The 15650-nt window shown below is 74.5% G+C and carries 14 protein-coding genes; 8 read left to right on the forward strand and 6 right to left on the reverse strand.

The genetic code is table 11. The annotated features are described in order from the left end of the window. Position 1: 1 nt before the first annotated feature. Positions 2-946: an ABC transporter permease gene (locus ACZ52R_RS05955; RefSeq protein ID WP_465619466.1), complete on the reverse strand. Its 945-nt coding sequence runs from the start codon at positions 944-946 to the stop codon at positions 2-4. A gap of 716 nt (positions 947-1662) precedes the next feature. Here ACZ52R_RS05955 and ACZ52R_RS05960 point away from each other — a divergent pair. From ACZ52R_RS05960 to ACZ52R_RS05990, 7 genes are all read left to right on the forward strand, one after another. After that, positions 1663-2580: a LuxR C-terminal-related transcriptional regulator gene (locus ACZ52R_RS05960; RefSeq protein ID WP_465619464.1), complete on the forward strand. Its 918-nt coding sequence runs from the start codon at positions 1663-1665 to the stop codon at positions 2578-2580. A 261-nt stretch (positions 2581-2841) separates the two neighbouring features. After that, positions 2842-3741: a hypothetical protein gene (locus tag ACZ52R_RS05965; protein WP_465619462.1), complete on the forward strand. Its 900-nt coding sequence runs from the start codon at positions 2842-2844 to the stop codon at positions 3739-3741. Between the two features lies 1 nt (position 3742). Further along, positions 3743-5578, forward strand: a complete 1836-nt coding sequence (gene asnB / locus ACZ52R_RS05970) for an asparagine synthase (glutamine-hydrolyzing) (RefSeq protein WP_465619460.1) — start codon at positions 3743-3745, stop codon at positions 5576-5578. After that, complete coding sequence (locus tag ACZ52R_RS05975; protein WP_465619458.1) at positions 5575-6141, forward strand: flavin reductase family protein; 567 nt, start codon at positions 5575-5577, stop codon at positions 6139-6141. The genes asnB and ACZ52R_RS05975 overlap by 4 nt, the downstream gene beginning before the upstream one ends. Then, positions 6138-7637 (forward strand): 4-hydroxyphenylacetate 3-hydroxylase family protein, encoded by a 1500-nt coding sequence (locus tag ACZ52R_RS05980; RefSeq protein ID WP_465660920.1) that lies wholly within the window; start codon positions 6138-6140, stop codon positions 7635-7637. Before ACZ52R_RS05975 ends, ACZ52R_RS05980 begins: the two co-directional genes overlap by 4 nt. Next, on the forward strand, positions 7634-8476 hold the full coding sequence (locus tag ACZ52R_RS05985) for a class I SAM-dependent methyltransferase (protein ID WP_465619454.1): 843 nt from the start codon (positions 7634-7636) through the stop codon (positions 8474-8476). Before ACZ52R_RS05980 ends, ACZ52R_RS05985 begins: the two co-directional genes overlap by 4 nt. 112 nt (positions 8477-8588) lie before the next feature. Further along, positions 8589-9464 (forward strand): helix-turn-helix transcriptional regulator, encoded by an 876-nt coding sequence (locus ACZ52R_RS05990; RefSeq protein ID WP_465619452.1) that lies wholly within the window; start codon positions 8589-8591, stop codon positions 9462-9464. 18 nt (positions 9465-9482) lie between these two features. On the opposite strand, the gene ACZ52R_RS05995 is transcribed toward ACZ52R_RS05990, so the two are convergent. The 5 genes from ACZ52R_RS05995 to ACZ52R_RS06015 all read right to left on the reverse strand — a co-directional run bounded on the left by ACZ52R_RS05995 (position 9483) and on the right by ACZ52R_RS06015 (position 13787). After that, a complete protein-coding gene (locus ACZ52R_RS05995) occupies positions 9483-10796 on the reverse strand; it encodes an MFS transporter (RefSeq protein WP_465752845.1) in 1314 nt (437 codons plus the stop codon). A gap of 211 nt (positions 10797-11007) precedes the next feature. Next, complete coding sequence (locus ACZ52R_RS06000; RefSeq protein WP_465752847.1) at positions 11008-11442, reverse strand: lasso peptide biosynthesis B2 protein; 435 nt, start codon at positions 11440-11442, stop codon at positions 11008-11010. Continuing rightward, entirely contained in the window at positions 11439-11696 is a 258-nt protein-coding gene (locus tag ACZ52R_RS06005) for a lasso peptide biosynthesis PqqD family chaperone (protein WP_465660911.1), read from the reverse strand. Before ACZ52R_RS06005 ends, ACZ52R_RS06000 begins: the two co-directional genes overlap by 4 nt. A gap of 91 nt (positions 11697-11787) precedes the next feature. Continuing rightward, positions 11788-13584, reverse strand: coding sequence for an asparagine synthase-related protein (locus tag ACZ52R_RS06010; RefSeq protein WP_465752849.1), 1797 nt, complete (start codon positions 13582-13584; stop codon positions 11788-11790). A gap of 53 nt (positions 13585-13637) precedes the next feature. Then, on the reverse strand, positions 13638-13787 hold the full coding sequence (locus ACZ52R_RS06015; RefSeq protein WP_465619442.1) for a keywimysin-related RiPP: 150 nt from the start codon (positions 13785-13787) through the stop codon (positions 13638-13640). Positions 13788-14232: 445 nt separating this feature from the next. On the opposite strand from ACZ52R_RS06015, the gene gltX reads away from it, so the two are divergent. Continuing rightward, positions 14233-15612 (forward strand): glutamate--tRNA ligase, encoded by a 1380-nt coding sequence (gene gltX, locus ACZ52R_RS06020; RefSeq protein ID WP_465753020.1) that lies wholly within the window; start codon positions 14233-14235, stop codon positions 15610-15612. Positions 15613-15650: the final 38 nt, after the last annotated feature.

Raw genomic sequence — 15650 nt, forward strand, 5'->3', positions numbered from 1 at the left:
GTCAGGTCCTCACTCGCGGGTCGATCGCCGCGTGCGCCGCGTCCACCAGGATGTTGACGCCGACGAACGCCACCGCCACCACCAGCACCCCGCCCTGCACCAGGGGCAGGTCACGGGCGGTGAGCGCGTCGTACAGCAGCCGGCCGACGCCGGGCCAGGCGAACAGGGTCTCCACGAAGACCACCCCCTCCAGCAGGTAGGCGAGTTGCAGGCCGCCGATGGTCAGCAGCGCGGGCGAGGCGTTGTGCACGCAGTGCCGCAGCACGGCGGCCGGGCGCAGGCCGCGGGCCCGCAGCGAGTCGGCCAGCTCACCGGCCAGGACGGTGCCCAGCGACGCCCGGAACACCCGCGCGGTGAGCCCGAGCGGCACGAGCGCGGCGGCGACCGCCGGCAGGACCAGGTGGCGGGCCAGGTCGGCCGGACCGCCGGAGCCGAACGCGTCGTGCGTGCCGCCGGCCGGCAGCCAGCGCAGCCCGACCGCGAAGACGGCGATCAGCAGCAGCGCCACCGAGTACTGCGGGGCGGACACCGCGAGGGTGGACAGCGCGCCGGAGATCCGCCCGCCGGGGCCGCGCGGACCCACCGCACCGAGGGCGCCGAGCGCCACCCCGCCGACCAGCACCAGCAGGAACGCGGCCGCCGTCAGGGTGAGCGTCTGGCCGAGCGCGGGGAGCAGCAGGTCGGCGACCGGGCGCTGGCCGGAGATGGACGTGCCGAGGTCGCCGGTGAGCGCGTGGCCGAGCCAGTCCGCGTAGCGCACGGGCAACGGCTGGTCCAGGCCGAGCCGTTCGGTGAGCACCCGACGGGCCTCGGGCGGTGCGCCCGGGCCGAGGAAGGCGGCGACCGGGTCGCCGGGGACGAGCGCCACGGTCGCGAAGACGACGGCGGTGACGCCGAGCAGCGTCGGGACGGCCAGCAGGAGCCGGCGCACCAGGAACCGGGTCACCGGTCGACCCTCCGGGGCGGGGCGCCGGACGGGCCGACGGCGGGCCGGTGGGGCGGGGCGGGCATGGCGCTGCTGCTCCTTCGGGAGTCGTGCGGGAGTCGTGCGGGACTTCTGCCGGAGTTCTGCCGGAGTCCTGCGGGAGTTCTCGGACGGGGGTTCGGGGATGCCGGGCCGTCATCTCGGCTGCGTGGCAGCGGCGTTCGGAGTGCGGGCGGGGCTGCCCCTGCGACGTCGGGACACCGTCGCCGCGACGGCCGAGGTCGCTTGGAGGAGCGTTGCGGACGCACGGCCCCGACAGCCAGTCAGGTCCTGATGCTGTTACCTCCGGTCACAGGATCCGCGGTGGCCGGAGTGACACTGCCCCGGCCGCCGAGGCCCGGTCCCGTCCTTGACCTGCACAAGGAACCGGACCTAGGGTTTCCCGCATGGCTATTCGGCGGACCGACTTCACCTTGGTCGGGATCGGCGGCTCGTGGCACCGCAGGTGCTTCGACGAGTTCTGTCGATCGCGCGCACCGCGCTGACCGCCCCCGGTCCACACCCGCCGCGGTCGGCGCTCCCTCCTCACCCCGGATCCCTGCCCGACGCCCGTCCGCGTCGCCGGCGGATCCCTGTCGCAGCACATCGCGTCCACGGGGCCGACCAGCCACCAGCTAGGGGGACCGCATCGCCATGCCCTACCACAGACGTCCAGCCTCCGCTCCCGGAGGTGCCCGATGGCAGCAGTGAGCACCTTCGCCGCCCCGGCCGGCCCGCGCGGCCGCCGGCTTCCCGCCCGCCGCGCCGCCTGTGGCGGCACCGGCCCGGGGGACGCGCCCGCCACGGGACCGGCCCGCCCGCACGCCGAGATCGACAACCCGCTCGACCTGATCGCCGGTCACCAGCTGCTGGCCGAACCGGCACCGCCGGCCCCGGGCCGGGTGGACGCCGGGTGCGGCTGCGGCCACCCGAGTTGCGTGGACGAGGAACGCGACCGCACCGCGCTCGCCCGGGTGTTCCTGGTCGAACGGCACTCGGTGGCCAGCGCCGGGCTGCGCAGCGTGCTGGCCACCGCGCCCGGACTGACGGTGGTCGGCTCCACCGGCGACCCGCTGCGCGCCGTCGCGGCCGTGCACCGCATCGCCCCCGACATCGTGCTGCTCGGCCGCGGCGCGAGCCTGGAGGAGGACCTGGCGGCCGTGGTGGCGCTGCGCGGACCGGACGGGGCCCCCGACGCCCGGGTCCTGCTGCTGCGCCGGGCCGAGTCGACCGCCGAGGCGAGCCGGATGCTGCTGGCCGGAGCCGGCGGCTGCTTCCCGCTCGACCTGGCCGGGGAGCGGATCATCGGCGCGGTCCAACTCGTGGCAGCCGGCGGGTCGGTGTTCCTGCCGGCACCGCCGCCCGCCCGGATCCACGCGGCGGCTCCCGGGCGGCACCTCGGCGAGCTGCCGCCGCAGCAGGCCGGGCTGACCGAACGCGAACGGGAGGTGCTGGTCAAGCTCGGGCACGGGCTGAGCAACGCCGAGATCGGGCGCGAACTGGCCCTCGCCGAGGCCACCGTGAAGAAGCACCTCACCCAGGCCATGCGCAAGATCGGGCAGCCCGACCGGCTGCGCGCCGCGCTCTACGCCCACCGGCACGGGCTCGCCGGGTAGTTCCGTCGCCGTACACGTCCGTCGCCGCACACGCACCGCCCGAGGGCGGGCCCCGCCAGGACGCGGGGCCCGCCCTTCGTCGTGCCCGGGCTCCTGGCGGGTGCGGTGCGAGGCGACCTTCGGAGCATCCGAACGGCGACGATCGGCGCCCTGACCGGCGCCGTTCGGGGCTACCGGGGCGCGCGGACCGCTTCGTAGCGTGGCGGGAACGACGACGACACGACGGTCCGACGGATCGTTCAGCCGAAGGGAGATGGCCCGATGGGGGGTGTGTCCGACGGGACCGGCGGTCCGACCGGCGCCGGTGGCCTGGGGGGTGGCCGGGCCGGTGGCCGGGCGGCCGGCGAGGCCGGCCCGCGTACGGTGGTCCTGCCCGCCGGGAGCCGAAGCCCCGGCCCGGAGCAGCCGAGGTCCCCGTACCGCGCGATGCCGGACGCCGAGCGGTCCGCGCTCTGGCGGCAGCGGCTGCACGAGGCCGAGGCCGGGCTGACGCGGTACCTGGTGTCACGCGGGGACGAACTGCACCTCACCGACTGGTTCGTCCTGCAGTCCGAGCTGTTCGCCGACCTGCCCGAGCCGGACGCGCCGGCCGTCGAGTGGCAGCGGGTGTTCTTCCGCGACCAGGCCCTGATGGAACGTTTCCTCGTCGTCCGCTACGGCGAGCAGGTGCTCGGGGACTGGGCCCGGTCCAACGCCGAGGTGCACCGCGACGTCGAGCCCGACCACGGCCGGGGCGCCGCCGACCCGATCCACCGGATCGCCCGGCAGGCCGAACTGTACGGATCAGACTACGAGTTCGACGACGACGCACCGCCCGGACCGGAACGCGCGGCGCTCACCATCACGCACTGCGCGATCTGGGACTACCGCGAGAAGGCCCGGCGCTCGGGCGTCCGGCTGACCCTCGCCTCGCCCTGCACCTACTGCACCGAGGCGCTGTCCGCCAACATCCGCGCCAAGGGCTACCGGCCCGCGCACCGCCTGACCCACGGCCCGACCGGCCACGGCTGCCGCTGGGAGTCCACGACCGCGACCGGCCCCGCTGAGATCGCCGGGCCCGCCGAAGCCACCGAAGCCACCGAGCCCGCCTCGACGGACGCGACCGCCGAGCCCACCGGGCCCGCCGCGCCCACCGCCACCGACGAACCCGGGGAGTCCTGACATGTGCGGCATCACCGGCTGGATCGACTGGGACACCGACCTGCTCCACCAGGCGCGGACCGTCCGGGAGATGACCGCCACCCTGGCCTGCCGCGGCCCGGACGCGGACGGCGTCTGGCTCTCCCGGCACGCCGCCCTCGGCCACCGCCGGCTGTCCGTGATCGACCCGGACGGCGGCGCCCAGCCGCTCGCCGACCGCCCCGGACCGGACACCGCGGCCGTCCTGAGTTACAACGGCGAGCTCTACAACCACCGCGAGCTGCGCACCGAACTGGAGGCCCTCGGGCACGTCTTCCGCTCCCGCTCGGACACCGAGGTGGTGCTGCGGGCCCACCTCCAGTGGGGCAAGGACGCACCGGCCAGGTTCAACGGCATCTTCGCCTACGCCCTCTGGGACGCCCGGCGCGAGGAACTGCTGCTGGTCCGCGACCACCTCGGCATCAAACCGCTGTACTGGCACGCCCACCGCAGCGGCGTCCTGTTCGGCTCCGAGCCGAAGGCGGTGCTCGCCAACCCGCTGTTCCGCGCCGAACTGGACGCCGAGGGCATCGCCGAGCTGTTCGCGCTGCCCGCCGCGCCGAGCGCCGGCCACGGCGTCTTCCGCGGCCTCCACGAGGTCCGGCCCGGCCACCTGGTGGTCGTCGGCCGCGCCGCCACCCGGGAAGTGCGGTACTGGCGGCTGGAGTCCGCCGAGCACCGGGACGACGCCGCGACCACCCGGGCGACCGTCCGGGAACTGCTCGCCGACGCCGTCGAACGGCAGCTGATCAGCGACGTGCCGCTGTGCACCCTGCTCTCCGGCGGCGTCGACTCCAGCGCCGTCACCGCGCTGGCCGCCGCCGCCCGCGAACGGGCCGGCCAGGGCAAGATCACCAGCTTCTCCGTCGACTTCCCCGGCAGCGCCGAACGCACCCCCGACGCCTGGCGGACCACCCGCGACGCCCCCTACGTGGAGGCCGCCGCCGAGCACATCGGCACCCTGCACACCACCGTCCTGGTCCCCGACGACGACCTGCTGGACGCCCGCGACGCCGTCCTGCGCGCCCGCGACCGCCCCGGCTGGGGCGAGATGGACGCCTCCCTGCACCTGCTCTTCCGCGAGGTGCGGCGGCGCTCCACCGTCGCGCTCTCCGGCGAGGCCGCGGACGAGATCTTCGGCGGCTACCCCTACTTCCACGACGCCGACGCCCTCGCCGCCCCGACCTTCCCGTGGCTGCACGGCAGGGCCACCCCGGCGGACCTGCTGCGCCCGGACGTCCGGGCCGAGGTGCGCCCCGAGGAGTACACCGCCGCCGCGTACCGGCGCTCGCTCGGCGAAGTGTCGCGGCTGCCCGGCGAGTCGGCCCGCGACGCCCGGATCCGCGAGGTCTTCCACCTCGCGCTCACCCGCTGGCTGCCCCCGCTGCTGGACCGGGTGGACCGGGTGTCGATGTCGGTCGGCCTGGAGGTCCGGGTGCCGTTCTGCGACCACCGCCTGGTGGAGTACCTGTGGAACGTCCCGTGGGCGCTCAAGGCACCGGACGGGCGGGCCAAGGGGCTGTTCCGCGACGCCGTCCGGGACCTCCTCCCGCCGCAGGTCGCCGACCGGCCCAAGAGCGGCTACCCGTCCACCCCCGCCGTCCGCTACACCGAGGTGCTCACGGCCCGGGCCCACGAGCTGCTGGCCGACCCGAACGCGCCGGTCTTCGAGCTGGTCGACCGCGACCTGGTGCGCCAGCTGCTCGCCGGGGGCCGACCGCTGCCCAGCCCGCGCACCGCGCCGAACCCGGTCGGCGGCCTCGACCACCTGGTCCAGGTCGACGAGTGGCTGCGCGCCTACCGGGTGGGGCTGCGATGAGCGGCGCCCTGACCCGAGCAGCCGGGAAAGCCGCCGGGCACGCCACCGACCAGGCCACCGAGGAGGAGTTCCGGGCCGCCTCCCGCGGCTGGACCAGCGGGGTCGCGGTCGTCACCACCCGCGCGGGCGAGGAGGTCTTCGCCAAGACGGTCTCCTCCTTCGGCACCCTCTCCCTCGACCCGCCGCTGGTCACCGTCGCGATCGGCCGGCACAGCCCGCTCGTGGCCGCCGCCCGGGCCTCCGGGCGGTTCGGCCTCTCGATCCTGACGGACCGTCAGGCCGCCGTGGCCCGGCGGTTCGCCACCCCCGGGGCCGGACGCGCGCTCGGCGCCTTCGCCGCCGTACCGATGCGGACCGCCGCCACCGGCGCCCCGCTCGTCGAGTCCGCCCTGGCCTGGTTCGACTGCCGGCTGCACGCGGCCCTGCCCGGCGGCGACCACACCATCCTGGTCGGCCGGGTCGCCGCCGCGGCCCGCGATGACGGCGAACCCCTCCTCTACCACGACGGCCAGTACCGCCTACTGGCCCCGAAACCCTTGAACACCACCGGAGTTGGCGCATGACACTGCTGGACACCGCCGCCGGTCGCGGCGCGCCCGCCACCGCCCGAGGCCTGCTCACCGGAGACCGCTACCGGGCCGAACTCGACGACGGACGTGAGCTCTACCTCGACGGCCGACGGATCGCGAACCCCGCCGAGCACCCCGCGTTCCGCCCGGCCGTGGACGAGCTGTCCCGGCTGCTCGACCTCCAGCACGACCCCGACCACCGCGACCTGCTCACCTGGCAGGACCCGGACAGCGGCCTGCGGCTGGCCCGCGCCTACCAGCCCCCGCGCACCCTCGACGACCTCCGACTCCAGCGCCGCAGCGCCGAGTTCTGGCACGCCGAAGCACTCGGCCAGCAGGGCCGCTCGCCCGCGTTCATGGCCTCCATCGCCGTCGGCGTCTACGACTTCCGGCACCGGCTGGCCGGGGCCGACCCGCGCTTCGGCGCCAACGCCGAAGCCTGGTACCGCCACTGCGCCACCAACGACCTCGTCCTGTCGCACGCCCTCGGCGACCCGCAGATCGACCGCTCCGCCGACCCGCTCGACGACCCCGACCTCGCCCTGCGCGTCATCGAGGAGAACGACCGGGGCATCGTGGTCCGCGGCGCCAAGCAGCTCACCACCCTCGCCCCGCTCGCCCACGAGGTGCTGGTCTACCTCTCCGCCTCCTTCACCGAGGGCCGCGGCGAACAGTTCGTCACCTGGTTCGCCCTGCCGCTCAACACCCCCGGACTGGTCACCCTCGCCCGCGAGCCGCTCGGCAGCGCCCCCTGGGGCCACGCCCACCCCCTCGGCGCGCGGTACGACGAGCAGGACGCGATGCTCTTCTTCGACGACGTCCTGGTGCCCTGGGACCGCGTCTTCCTGCTGCGCGACGCCGGCCTCGCCCGGCTCGGCCTCGGCCGGATCAACGCCTGGAGCGCCTACATCGGCCACATCCGCTACCGCGAACGGCTGCGCACCCTGCTCGCCACCGCCACCCTCGTCGCCGAGTCGATCGGGGTGGACGGCTTCCGCAACATCCAGGAGGACCTCGGACGCCTCGCCGGGTACGCCGAACTGACCGAGTACTTCCTGGACGCCGCCGAAGCCCGCGGCGGCCCCACCGACGGCGGCCTGTTCGCCCCCGGCGACACCGCCGCCTCCCGGGTCTGGTCGGCCGAGGTGGCCGGCAGCGCCGTCGAGATCGTCCGCCGGATCGGCGCCTCGGGCCTGCTCATCCAGCCCACCGCCGCCGACCTCGCCCACCCCCGGCTGCGCCCGCACCTGGACCGCTACATGCGCGGGCGCGGCATCGACGCCGAACGCAAGTCCCGGCTGTTCCGGATCGCGTGGGAGCTCACCGGCGACGGCTTCGGCCAGCGCCAGGACCTCTACGAGTACGTGCACCGGGGCGACCTGACCCGCAACCGGATCAACATCTTCAAGCGGTACGACCAGAGCGAGGCCCGCGAGCGCCTGCTGCACCTGGTCGACCGGCCCGCGAGCGCCGAGGAGAACCAGTCGTGAGCACGTCCGCCGTCGAGATCCAGTCCCGAACCCTCGCCGGGTACGCCGACGCCAGCCGGCTGCGCCAGGTCCAGGACCGCGACTGGGTGCTCGACCAGGTCACCGGAGCCCCCGAGACCCTGATCGACCTCGGCAGCGGGATCGGCCAGCTGCTGCAGGCCGCCCTGGAACGGTTCCCCACCCTGCGCCGTGCCGTCGGCCTGGAACGCTCCGAACACCGCATCGCCGAGGCCGCCGACCGGCTCCGGCCGTACGGCGAGCGGATCGCCCTGCACCGGGCCGACCTCACCGCGCCCGAGCCGCTGCCCTTCCGGGCCGAGGTGATCACCCAGACCTCGGTGCTGCACTGGCTGTACCCGGACGAGGAACGGATCTTCGCCTGGGCCGCCGCCCACCTCGCCCCCGGCGGCAGGTTCCTGCTCACCAGCTACCACCCCGCCCGCGACGAACACGGCCTCGGCGGCGAGGACGAACTGGTCCGCGACGCCCTGGTGGCCCTCGGCACCCCGGACGACGAGGTGCCCGGCGCCTTCGCGCGCGGCGGCGTGCTGCCGATCGCCACCCGCACCAGGACCGTCGAGGACCTCGCGGCGGTGATCGGCCCGCACCTCGCGGTGGCCGGCCACCTGGAGCGCGACGCCGTCGTCACCGTCGACAGCGCCGAGCAGTACGAGCACTTCCACGCCGCCACCTTCGGCGACTACTACAGCCGCCTGGTACCGGCCGACCGGCGGGCCGCGTTCTTCCGCGCCGTCGGCGAGAGCGCCTGGCGCCGGCAGCGGGAGCGCGGACACGTCAGCCACATGGCCGTCCGGCTCTGGACGCTGACCCCCCGCTAGCCCGCTTCCGTTAACAGCATGTGTAGCCCGCCGCTCACCCCTGGGACGAGCGGCGGGCTGCGCCTACGCTGGGGCCATCACCCCCGAGAAGACGAAGCCGAGGAGCCCACCCGTGTCAACTCCCCCCACCGGACGGGAACTCGGCGCCTTCCTGCGCGCCCACCGCGAACTCCTCAAGCCCGCCGATGTCGGCCTCACCGCCACCACCCGCCGCCGCACCCCCGGCCTGCGCCGCGAGGAGGTCGCCTCCCTGTCCGGGGTCGGCCTGGCCTGGTACACCTGGGTCGAGCAGGGGAGGGTCGCCGCGTCCCGGCAGGTGCTGGAGGCGATCGCCCGCGTGCTGCGACTGGACGACGCGGGCCTGCGGCACGCCCTGCGCCTGGCCGGCTACCACGAGCCCGCCCCGGCCGCCGGCCCGGGCGGCGCCGACCGGATCGCCGAGGCCATCCAGCCCGTCCTCGACTCCTGGCCCGCCAGCCCCGCCGTCCTGCTGGACCGCCACTTCGACCTGCGCGGCTGGAACGCCGCATGGGCGGCGCTCTGGGGCTCGCCCGAGTTCGTCCCCGCCGACCGGCGCAACCTGATGTGGGTGATGGCCGCCCACCCGCGGGTGCGCGCGGTGCTGCGCGACTGGGAACCGCTCGCGATGAACGTCTTCCAGCACTTCCGCGCCCAGGCGGGCCCCGCCCTCGCCGCCCCCCGCACCCGTGAGGTCTACCGGCACCTGGACGAGGACGCGCCGGAGCTCCGCCACTGGTGGGGATGCCACTCGGTGGCGGAGCTGACCGTCCGCACCGTCACCGTCGAACCGGTCGGCCTCGGGCCGGTCCGGCTGACCCTGTCCTCCTTCCACCCGGTGGACGACCCCTCCGCGACGGTGCTGCTGTTCACCCCGACCGACGCCACCGACCGGGCGCGGATGACCGAACTGGTCGAGCATCCGTTGCGCGCGGTCGGCGGCGTGGAGGGGGAGCGCCGGGTCGGCTGAGCCGGACCGGCCGGTGTCTCAGGCCTTCGGTGCGGTGGGGGCGGGGGAGGCGCTGGTGGCTGTGGCTGTGGGGGAGGTGCCGGCGGTGGTGGCGGCGTGGCGCATCCCCAGGCTGACCGCCAGACCGCCGAGCGCGGCCAGCAGCGCGAGACCGGCGCCGATGAGTAGCGTGCCGTCCGCGACGTCGCCGAACGTACCCACCGCCCAGGCGCCGAGCCCGGTGCCCGCGTACATGGTCGACGTCAGCCATGCACTGGAGGTCGCACGCAGCTCCGGGGCGATGGTGCCCGCCAGCGTCTGCTGGTCCGTCACGAAGCCGCCCGAGGCCAGGAACCACACCGTCACCCCGGCCAGGGCGAGCACCAGGCCAGGCCCCTTGGCCGCCACCGCGATGCCCACCGCCAGCAGGACGCCCCACAGCGGCAGCAGCGGCAGGTCGGACCGCCCGGCGGTCCTGGCCCGGTCGCCGAGCCGCCCGCCGACCAGCGAGCCGGCCACGCTGCCCGCACCGACCAGCACACCCACCAGGCCGAGCGCCTGGACCGACAGGTCGAAGCGCTGCACCAGCACCGCGCCGAGGAAGGTGTAGGCGCCCAGGTTGGCCGCGTTGAACACCGTGTTGACCAGCAGGGCGCGGCGCAGCGTCGGATCGGCCCAGCCCGCCAGGATCGCCCGTACGGCCCCCACCCGCGGCGCGGGCGCCTGCGCCGTACGGTCCCTGACCTGGCGCAGCAGCAGCGGCACCGCCGCGGCGGTGCCGACGGCCAACGCCCAGAACGCCGAGCGCCAGCCCGCCAGCCCGGCCAGGAAGCCGCCGAGCGGCACACCGATCACCTGCCCGCAGGAGAACAGCGCCATCCCGAGGCCCAGCGCCCGCCCGCGCACCGCCTCCGGCGCGGTCTCGGCGATGTGCGCCCAGATCGCCGGCCCGGCCGCGGCCGCCGCCAGCCCGGCCACCGCACGGGACACGACCAGCAGCGTCAACCCGGTGGACAGGGCCGCCGCCGCGTTGGACAGGACGAACAGCAGGGTGCCCACGACGAGGGTGCGGCGGCGGCCGAACCGGTCGCTCAGCAGCCCGAGGAAGGGCGCCGCGACGGCGTACACCAGCACGTAGGCGGTGACGCTGGAGGCGGCGGCGGCCTCACTGGTGTGGACCGAGTCCGCGATGGTCGGCAGCAGCGGCGAGACCAGGAAGGTCTCCGTGCCGAACAGGAACAGCAGGAGGAACACCCCGGCGTAGCGCCACCGGTCGAAGCCCCGCGCGGCCGTGTCCAGGGGCGGGACGTCCTCGGCCCGGTCGGGCAGGGGCGGGTCGGAGATGCTGCTCACGGCGAAGTACCACCTTCACGTACGGTGGCGCGGCCGGGCCCTCGGACGGCGGGCGGAAGCGGCCGCGCGACGGCTGACAGGACGTCCGATAGGGCCATCCTGCGGACCGTCCCGAGGCCCAGCCAGACAGGCGGTGATCCTGTGACTCCAGCTCACAGGCTCGGCCCGGCACGCGGCTCCGGCGGGTGCGGTGGAACAGCACCGGCGGGGGCTACGCCTGGCCGTCGGGCGTGCCGACGGTGAAGAGGCTGCGGAAGTACGAGGGGTCCACCCCCTCGTCCACCATCCGCCCCTCGGCCTCCACCCAGGCGTGCGCGCCGAACGGCGGCCGGGCCCGGACCCCCACCACCCAGGTGGGCCAGGTGCCGTGGGCCCGGCAGATCAGGACCGTCGCCAGTGAGCGTGGCAGGCAGCCCTCGAAGGCCGCGCAGCGCAGGCTGACCGCGACGACGGCGTTGCGGGCCGCCTCCGCCTCGGCGTAGCTCGCCGGGCGGGCGCCCTTGCCCAGCCGGGTCAGCAGTGCCCGGATCCTGGCCGGCGGCTTGCGGGCGAGCAGCCGGGCCAGGCCCACGGCCACCTTGGCGACGAGTTTCTGGCGGACCGTCAGCTTTGGTCCCGTCCTGGCGGGCACCACCGTGTCGCTCACGCGACCACGACCTTGAGCGCCACCAGCTTGGTGACCAGCCGCTCGACGTCCTGCCGGGCCCGGTCCGATGCGACGTCGAAGGTGGCCGTCAGCCGCTCGGCGGCCTGCGCGACGGTGCCGCCGTCCACCAGCGCCTGGAAGGCCGCGGCGGCGGTCCCGTTGAGCTGGAAGTAGCGGCCGTCCCGGCCGTCCAGCAGCACGATGCCGTACTCGGTGTCGGCGGTGGACACGTCCGGGTGAAGCGTGAAGGTCATGCTGGTCTCTCTCGTCGTGGTCGGGCGCGTTCCGGCGTTCCGGCGGGGCGGAGGGCGGCGGTTCCGGCAGGGCTGGCTGGGCGGAGCGGGCTCAGGCGAGCCGGTCCCTGGCCCAGAGTTCGGTGCTCAGAGCCACGGGCATCCGCCCCGCGTGCGTGGCGCTCGCGTACGGGCGGCGGCACAGTTCGCGCAGCGGGGCCGGGTCGACCAGCCCCAACTCCGCCAGCCGGGAGGTCTGCCAGAGCCGGTCGAGTTCGAGCCGGTGCCGGGCGAAGCCCTCGGCGGCGATCATCGCGCCGTCCGCCTTGGTGCGCCGCTCCAGCACCCGCCGGGGCAGCACGCCGGCCATGGCACTCTTGATCAGCGGCTTGAACTCCCAGGGCGTGACCCGCTCTTCGGGCCGCGCCGCGAGGCAGGCCGCGATCACCCGGTCGTCCAGGAACGGCGAGGAGCCGCTGTACCCCGGCTGGGCGACCACCTGGTGCAGCGACCGGACCAGCAGCCCGGCGTCCTGGATCGCGGCCAGGTCGCTGTGCCGGCCGCGGCTCGGGTCGAGCGGGCGGGCGCGCTCGGCGGCGGCGCGCAGTTCGACGGTGACCAGCTCCGCCGCTTCGGGCGTCAGCCAGTCGGGGAAGGCCGGTCCGCCGCCCCAGTCGAAGACGCGGTTGCGGCGCCGGACCCGGCCCGAGGTGAGCGCGTTCAGCTCGGCCGTGAACCAGGAAGGGTAGGAGCTGCCGTCCAGCAGGGTGCGCAGTGAGGCCCCGAGGTCCAGCCGGCTGAGCTGGCGGATGGTCCGGAGCCGCCGCAGGGCCATCAGCGGATGCCGGCGCAGCAGGTCGTGGTAGTAGGCGAAGTGGCCGGTCAGCGTCTGGTCGCCGCCCAGTCCGTCCAGGTGCAGGGTGGATCCGTGCTCGACGGCGAGCTCCCGCATGGCCCGCAGTCGGGGCGTGCTCAGCAGGGCGACGCTGGGCTCGTCGGTGACTGCCTCGAGGTCGGTCAGGCCCGCGAAGAAGCCCGGCACCTCGTGGCTCCCGAAGACGACGTGCTTGAGGTGGGGCAGTTCGGCGGCGGCGAGCTCGGCCCAGTGGAGGTCGTCGTCGGCCTGGTCGTCGTTGGCCATCGTGAACCCGATGACAGGCGTGTCCTGCGCGGCCAGCGCGAGCAGCGAGGTGGAGTCCAGGCCGCCGGAGAAGTCACCGGTCAGCCGGGTGGTGAGGGCGAGCCGTGCGTCGACGGCGGCGGCCAGTTCCGTGCGCAGCGCCACCGCGGCCTCGGCCAGGGAGAGTTCGGCCTGCGGTGACCGCCACCAGGGGTGCACCGTGGCACCCCGGCCGTCCGCCGGTACCGACAGCCAGCTGCCGGGCGGGACGGTTTCGACGCCCTGCCAGAGCGAGCGTTCGGGCAGCGGGTGGGGCAGGTTCTCCAGCAGGCGCAGCGCGAGTGCGCCCACATCCGGTGTGGGGCCGATCAGTTCGGCCAGCAGGTCGGTCCGGTCGGCGGCGATGGTCAGCCCGTCCAGGCTGCCGTGGCTGATCCGGCGCAGCCCCGAGGCGGTGCCCTGTACCCGCAGTCGCCCGCCCACCGAGGCGATCAGGTGGTAGCTGCCCGACCAGCGCAGTGACAGCTCGTCCAGCTGGGCCGGGTCGGTGATGCGCTCCACCTGGGCGTCCAGGTCGGCCTGGGTGGCGGAGCAGACACCCACGACGGCGAGAACGGTGTCACCCGCCTCGGCCTTCAGGAACTGTCCCGCGCTGATCCGGCCGGCCAGACAGGGCCGGCCGGATCGGTGCGACATGAGCGGCGTGGCATCCGGTGGAAGCCGGTCGGCGGCGGCGACTGCCCTCTGCTGGTCCGGGAGGACCACGAAGTACTGCTCACCAAAATCCACCGAACCGGCTCCCCCTTGACGGATTGGCGCGCCACGTCACTCATGGCGCGGATTTACCAGAAGCTACGCGGGATGGTGGTCACCCACGGTTCGCCGCCGACGAAACCCAAGTAGCCGGTGTCCTCGGCGAAAGAGCCCACCTCGAAGACCTCGGGGGTCTCGTAGGCCTGGAGCTCAGGGGTCTCCACGGAATTGTTGTCCATGACAGTCTCCTCCCTCATGATGCGAAACACGTCCGGGTGGGACAGAACGCTCGGAGAGCGTTCCTTGTTCGCGGGGGTCGGTAGTGCGGCGGCCGAGGTCAGAGCACATGCAGGGCGGCAAATCGACCGATAGCGCCCGATGCTGCTCACCCAAGGACCGGAGCCGACGACAACCGATGTCCAGTCAGCTGGTGCGAAATGCTTTCAGGACCATTTTCACCCCCGTGACGGTCTCCCTGACGCGGATCCGACAGTACCCACGAGATCTTCGGTAGGCAACCGTCAACATGGTGAGTTGACGTCACATCAGGTTCTCGCGGCGGCTCGTCCCGGAGGCCGTGCGGGGGAAATTCGCTCTCGGTGACGGCCCCGCTGCCTCTACCCTGCCTCCATGGCCGAGGTATCCCGTCCCGTCCGTGTCCGATTCGCTCCGAGCCCCACCGGCATGTTCCACGTCGGCGGTGCGCGCTCGGCTCTGTACAACTGGGCGACGGCACGACAGCGGGGCGGCACGTTCGTCCTGCGGATCGAGGACACCGACGCCGCCCGCAACAAGCCCGAGTGGACCGCGGGCATCGTCAGCGCGCTCGCCTCGATCGGCATCCACCAGGGCGATCCGGCCTTCGAAGGCCCCTCCTTCCAGTCCGCCGCCGTCGAGCGGCACCGCGCGGCCGCGGAGAAGCTGTACGCCGCCGGGCGGGCCTACTACTGCGACTGCACCCGCGAGCGGCTCGCCGAGCGGACCGGCTCCGCCCAGCTCGGGTACGACGGGTTCTGCCGGGAGCGGGGCCTGGGCTTCGAGGCGGGCCGGGCGCTGCGCTTCCGCACGCCGGACGAGGGCGTCACCGTCGTGGTGGACCTGATCCGCGGGGAGCCGGCCTTCCCGAACTCCGCCCTCGAGGACTTCGTGATCGCCCGCGGCGACGGCAGCCCGGTGTTCCTGCTCGCCAACGTCGTCGACGACCTCGAACAGGGCATCAGCCAGGTCATCCGCGGCGAGGAGCACCTGTCGAACACGCCGAAGCAGCAGCTGCTGTGGGAGGCGCTCGGCGCGACCCCGCCGGTGTGGGCGCACCTGCCCGTGATCGTGAACGAGAAGCGGCAGAAGCTGTCCAAGCGCCGCGACAAGGTGGCCCTGGAGGACTACCTGACGGAGGGCTACCTGCCCGAGGCGATGGTGAACTACCTGATGCTGCTCGGCTGGGGGCCGAAGGACGACGTCGAGATCCGCCCGTACGCCGAGCTGGAGCAGCTGTTCCGGGTGGAGGACGTGAACGCCGCCTCGGCGTACTTCGACGTGGCCAAACTGCGGGCCTTCAACGGCGAGTACCTCCGGGCCATGGGGGTGGCGGAGTTCACCGCGGCGTGCGGGCCGTGGCTGGCCGCGCCGCGGGCGCCATGGCCGGCCGACGCGTTCGACGCGCGGGCCTTCGCCGCGCTCGCCCCGCTCGCGCAGTCCCGGATCGCGGTCCTGGGCGAGATCGTCGAGCAGGTCGACTTCCTGTTCCTGTCCGAGCCCGTCCGCGACGAGCCCTCCTGGGCGAAGGCCATGAAGGACCGGGGGAGTGCCCTCGCCCTGCTGCGCACCGCCCGGGAGCGGCTCGCCGCGGTGGCGGCCTGGGAGGCGGCGGCGCTGAAGGAGGAGCTGGCGGCGGTGGCGGCCGAGCACGGGCTGAAGCTCGGAAAGGCGCAGGCGCCGGTACGGGTGGCGGTGACCGGCCGGACGGTGGGCCTGCCGCTGTTCGAGTCGCTGGAAGTCCTGGGCCGTGAGCGGACATTGGCCCGCCTGGACGCCGCCGTCGAGCGCCTGGCCCGAGGTGCCTGACTCCGACCGCTCGCCGACGTCGCGCGGAAGGGCCCGTC

It is taken from the genome of Kitasatospora sp. NPDC034023, from assembly GCF_055575795.1.

Bases quoted from the DNA above. Each gene is read 5' to 3' on its own strand.
- asnB (WP_465619460.1), top strand. From the start codon at position 3,743: ATGTGCGGCATCACCGGCTGGATCGACTGGGACACCGACCTGCTCCAC.
- ACZ52R_RS05975 (WP_465619458.1), top strand. From the start codon at position 5,575: ATGAGCGGCGCCCTGACCCGAGCAGCCGGGAAAGCCGCCGGGCACGCC.
- ACZ52R_RS05965 (WP_465619462.1), top strand. From the start codon at position 2,842: ATGGGGGGTGTGTCCGACGGGACCGGCGGTCCGACCGGCGCCGGTGGC.
- ACZ52R_RS05960 (WP_465619464.1), top strand. From the start codon at position 1,663: ATGGCAGCAGTGAGCACCTTCGCCGCCCCGGCCGGCCCGCGCGGCCGC.
- ACZ52R_RS06015 (WP_465619442.1), bottom strand. From the start codon at position 13,787: ATGGACAACAATTCCGTGGAGACCCCTGAGCTCCAGGCCTACGAGACC.
- ACZ52R_RS06005 (WP_465660911.1), bottom strand. From the start codon at position 11,696: ATGACCTTCACGCTTCACCCGGACGTGTCCACCGCCGACACCGAGTAC.
- gltX (WP_465753020.1), top strand. From the start codon at position 14,233: ATGTTCCACGTCGGCGGTGCGCGCTCGGCTCTGTACAACTGGGCGACG.
- ACZ52R_RS05980 (WP_465660920.1), top strand. From the start codon at position 6,138: ATGACACTGCTGGACACCGCCGCCGGTCGCGGCGCGCCCGCCACCGCC.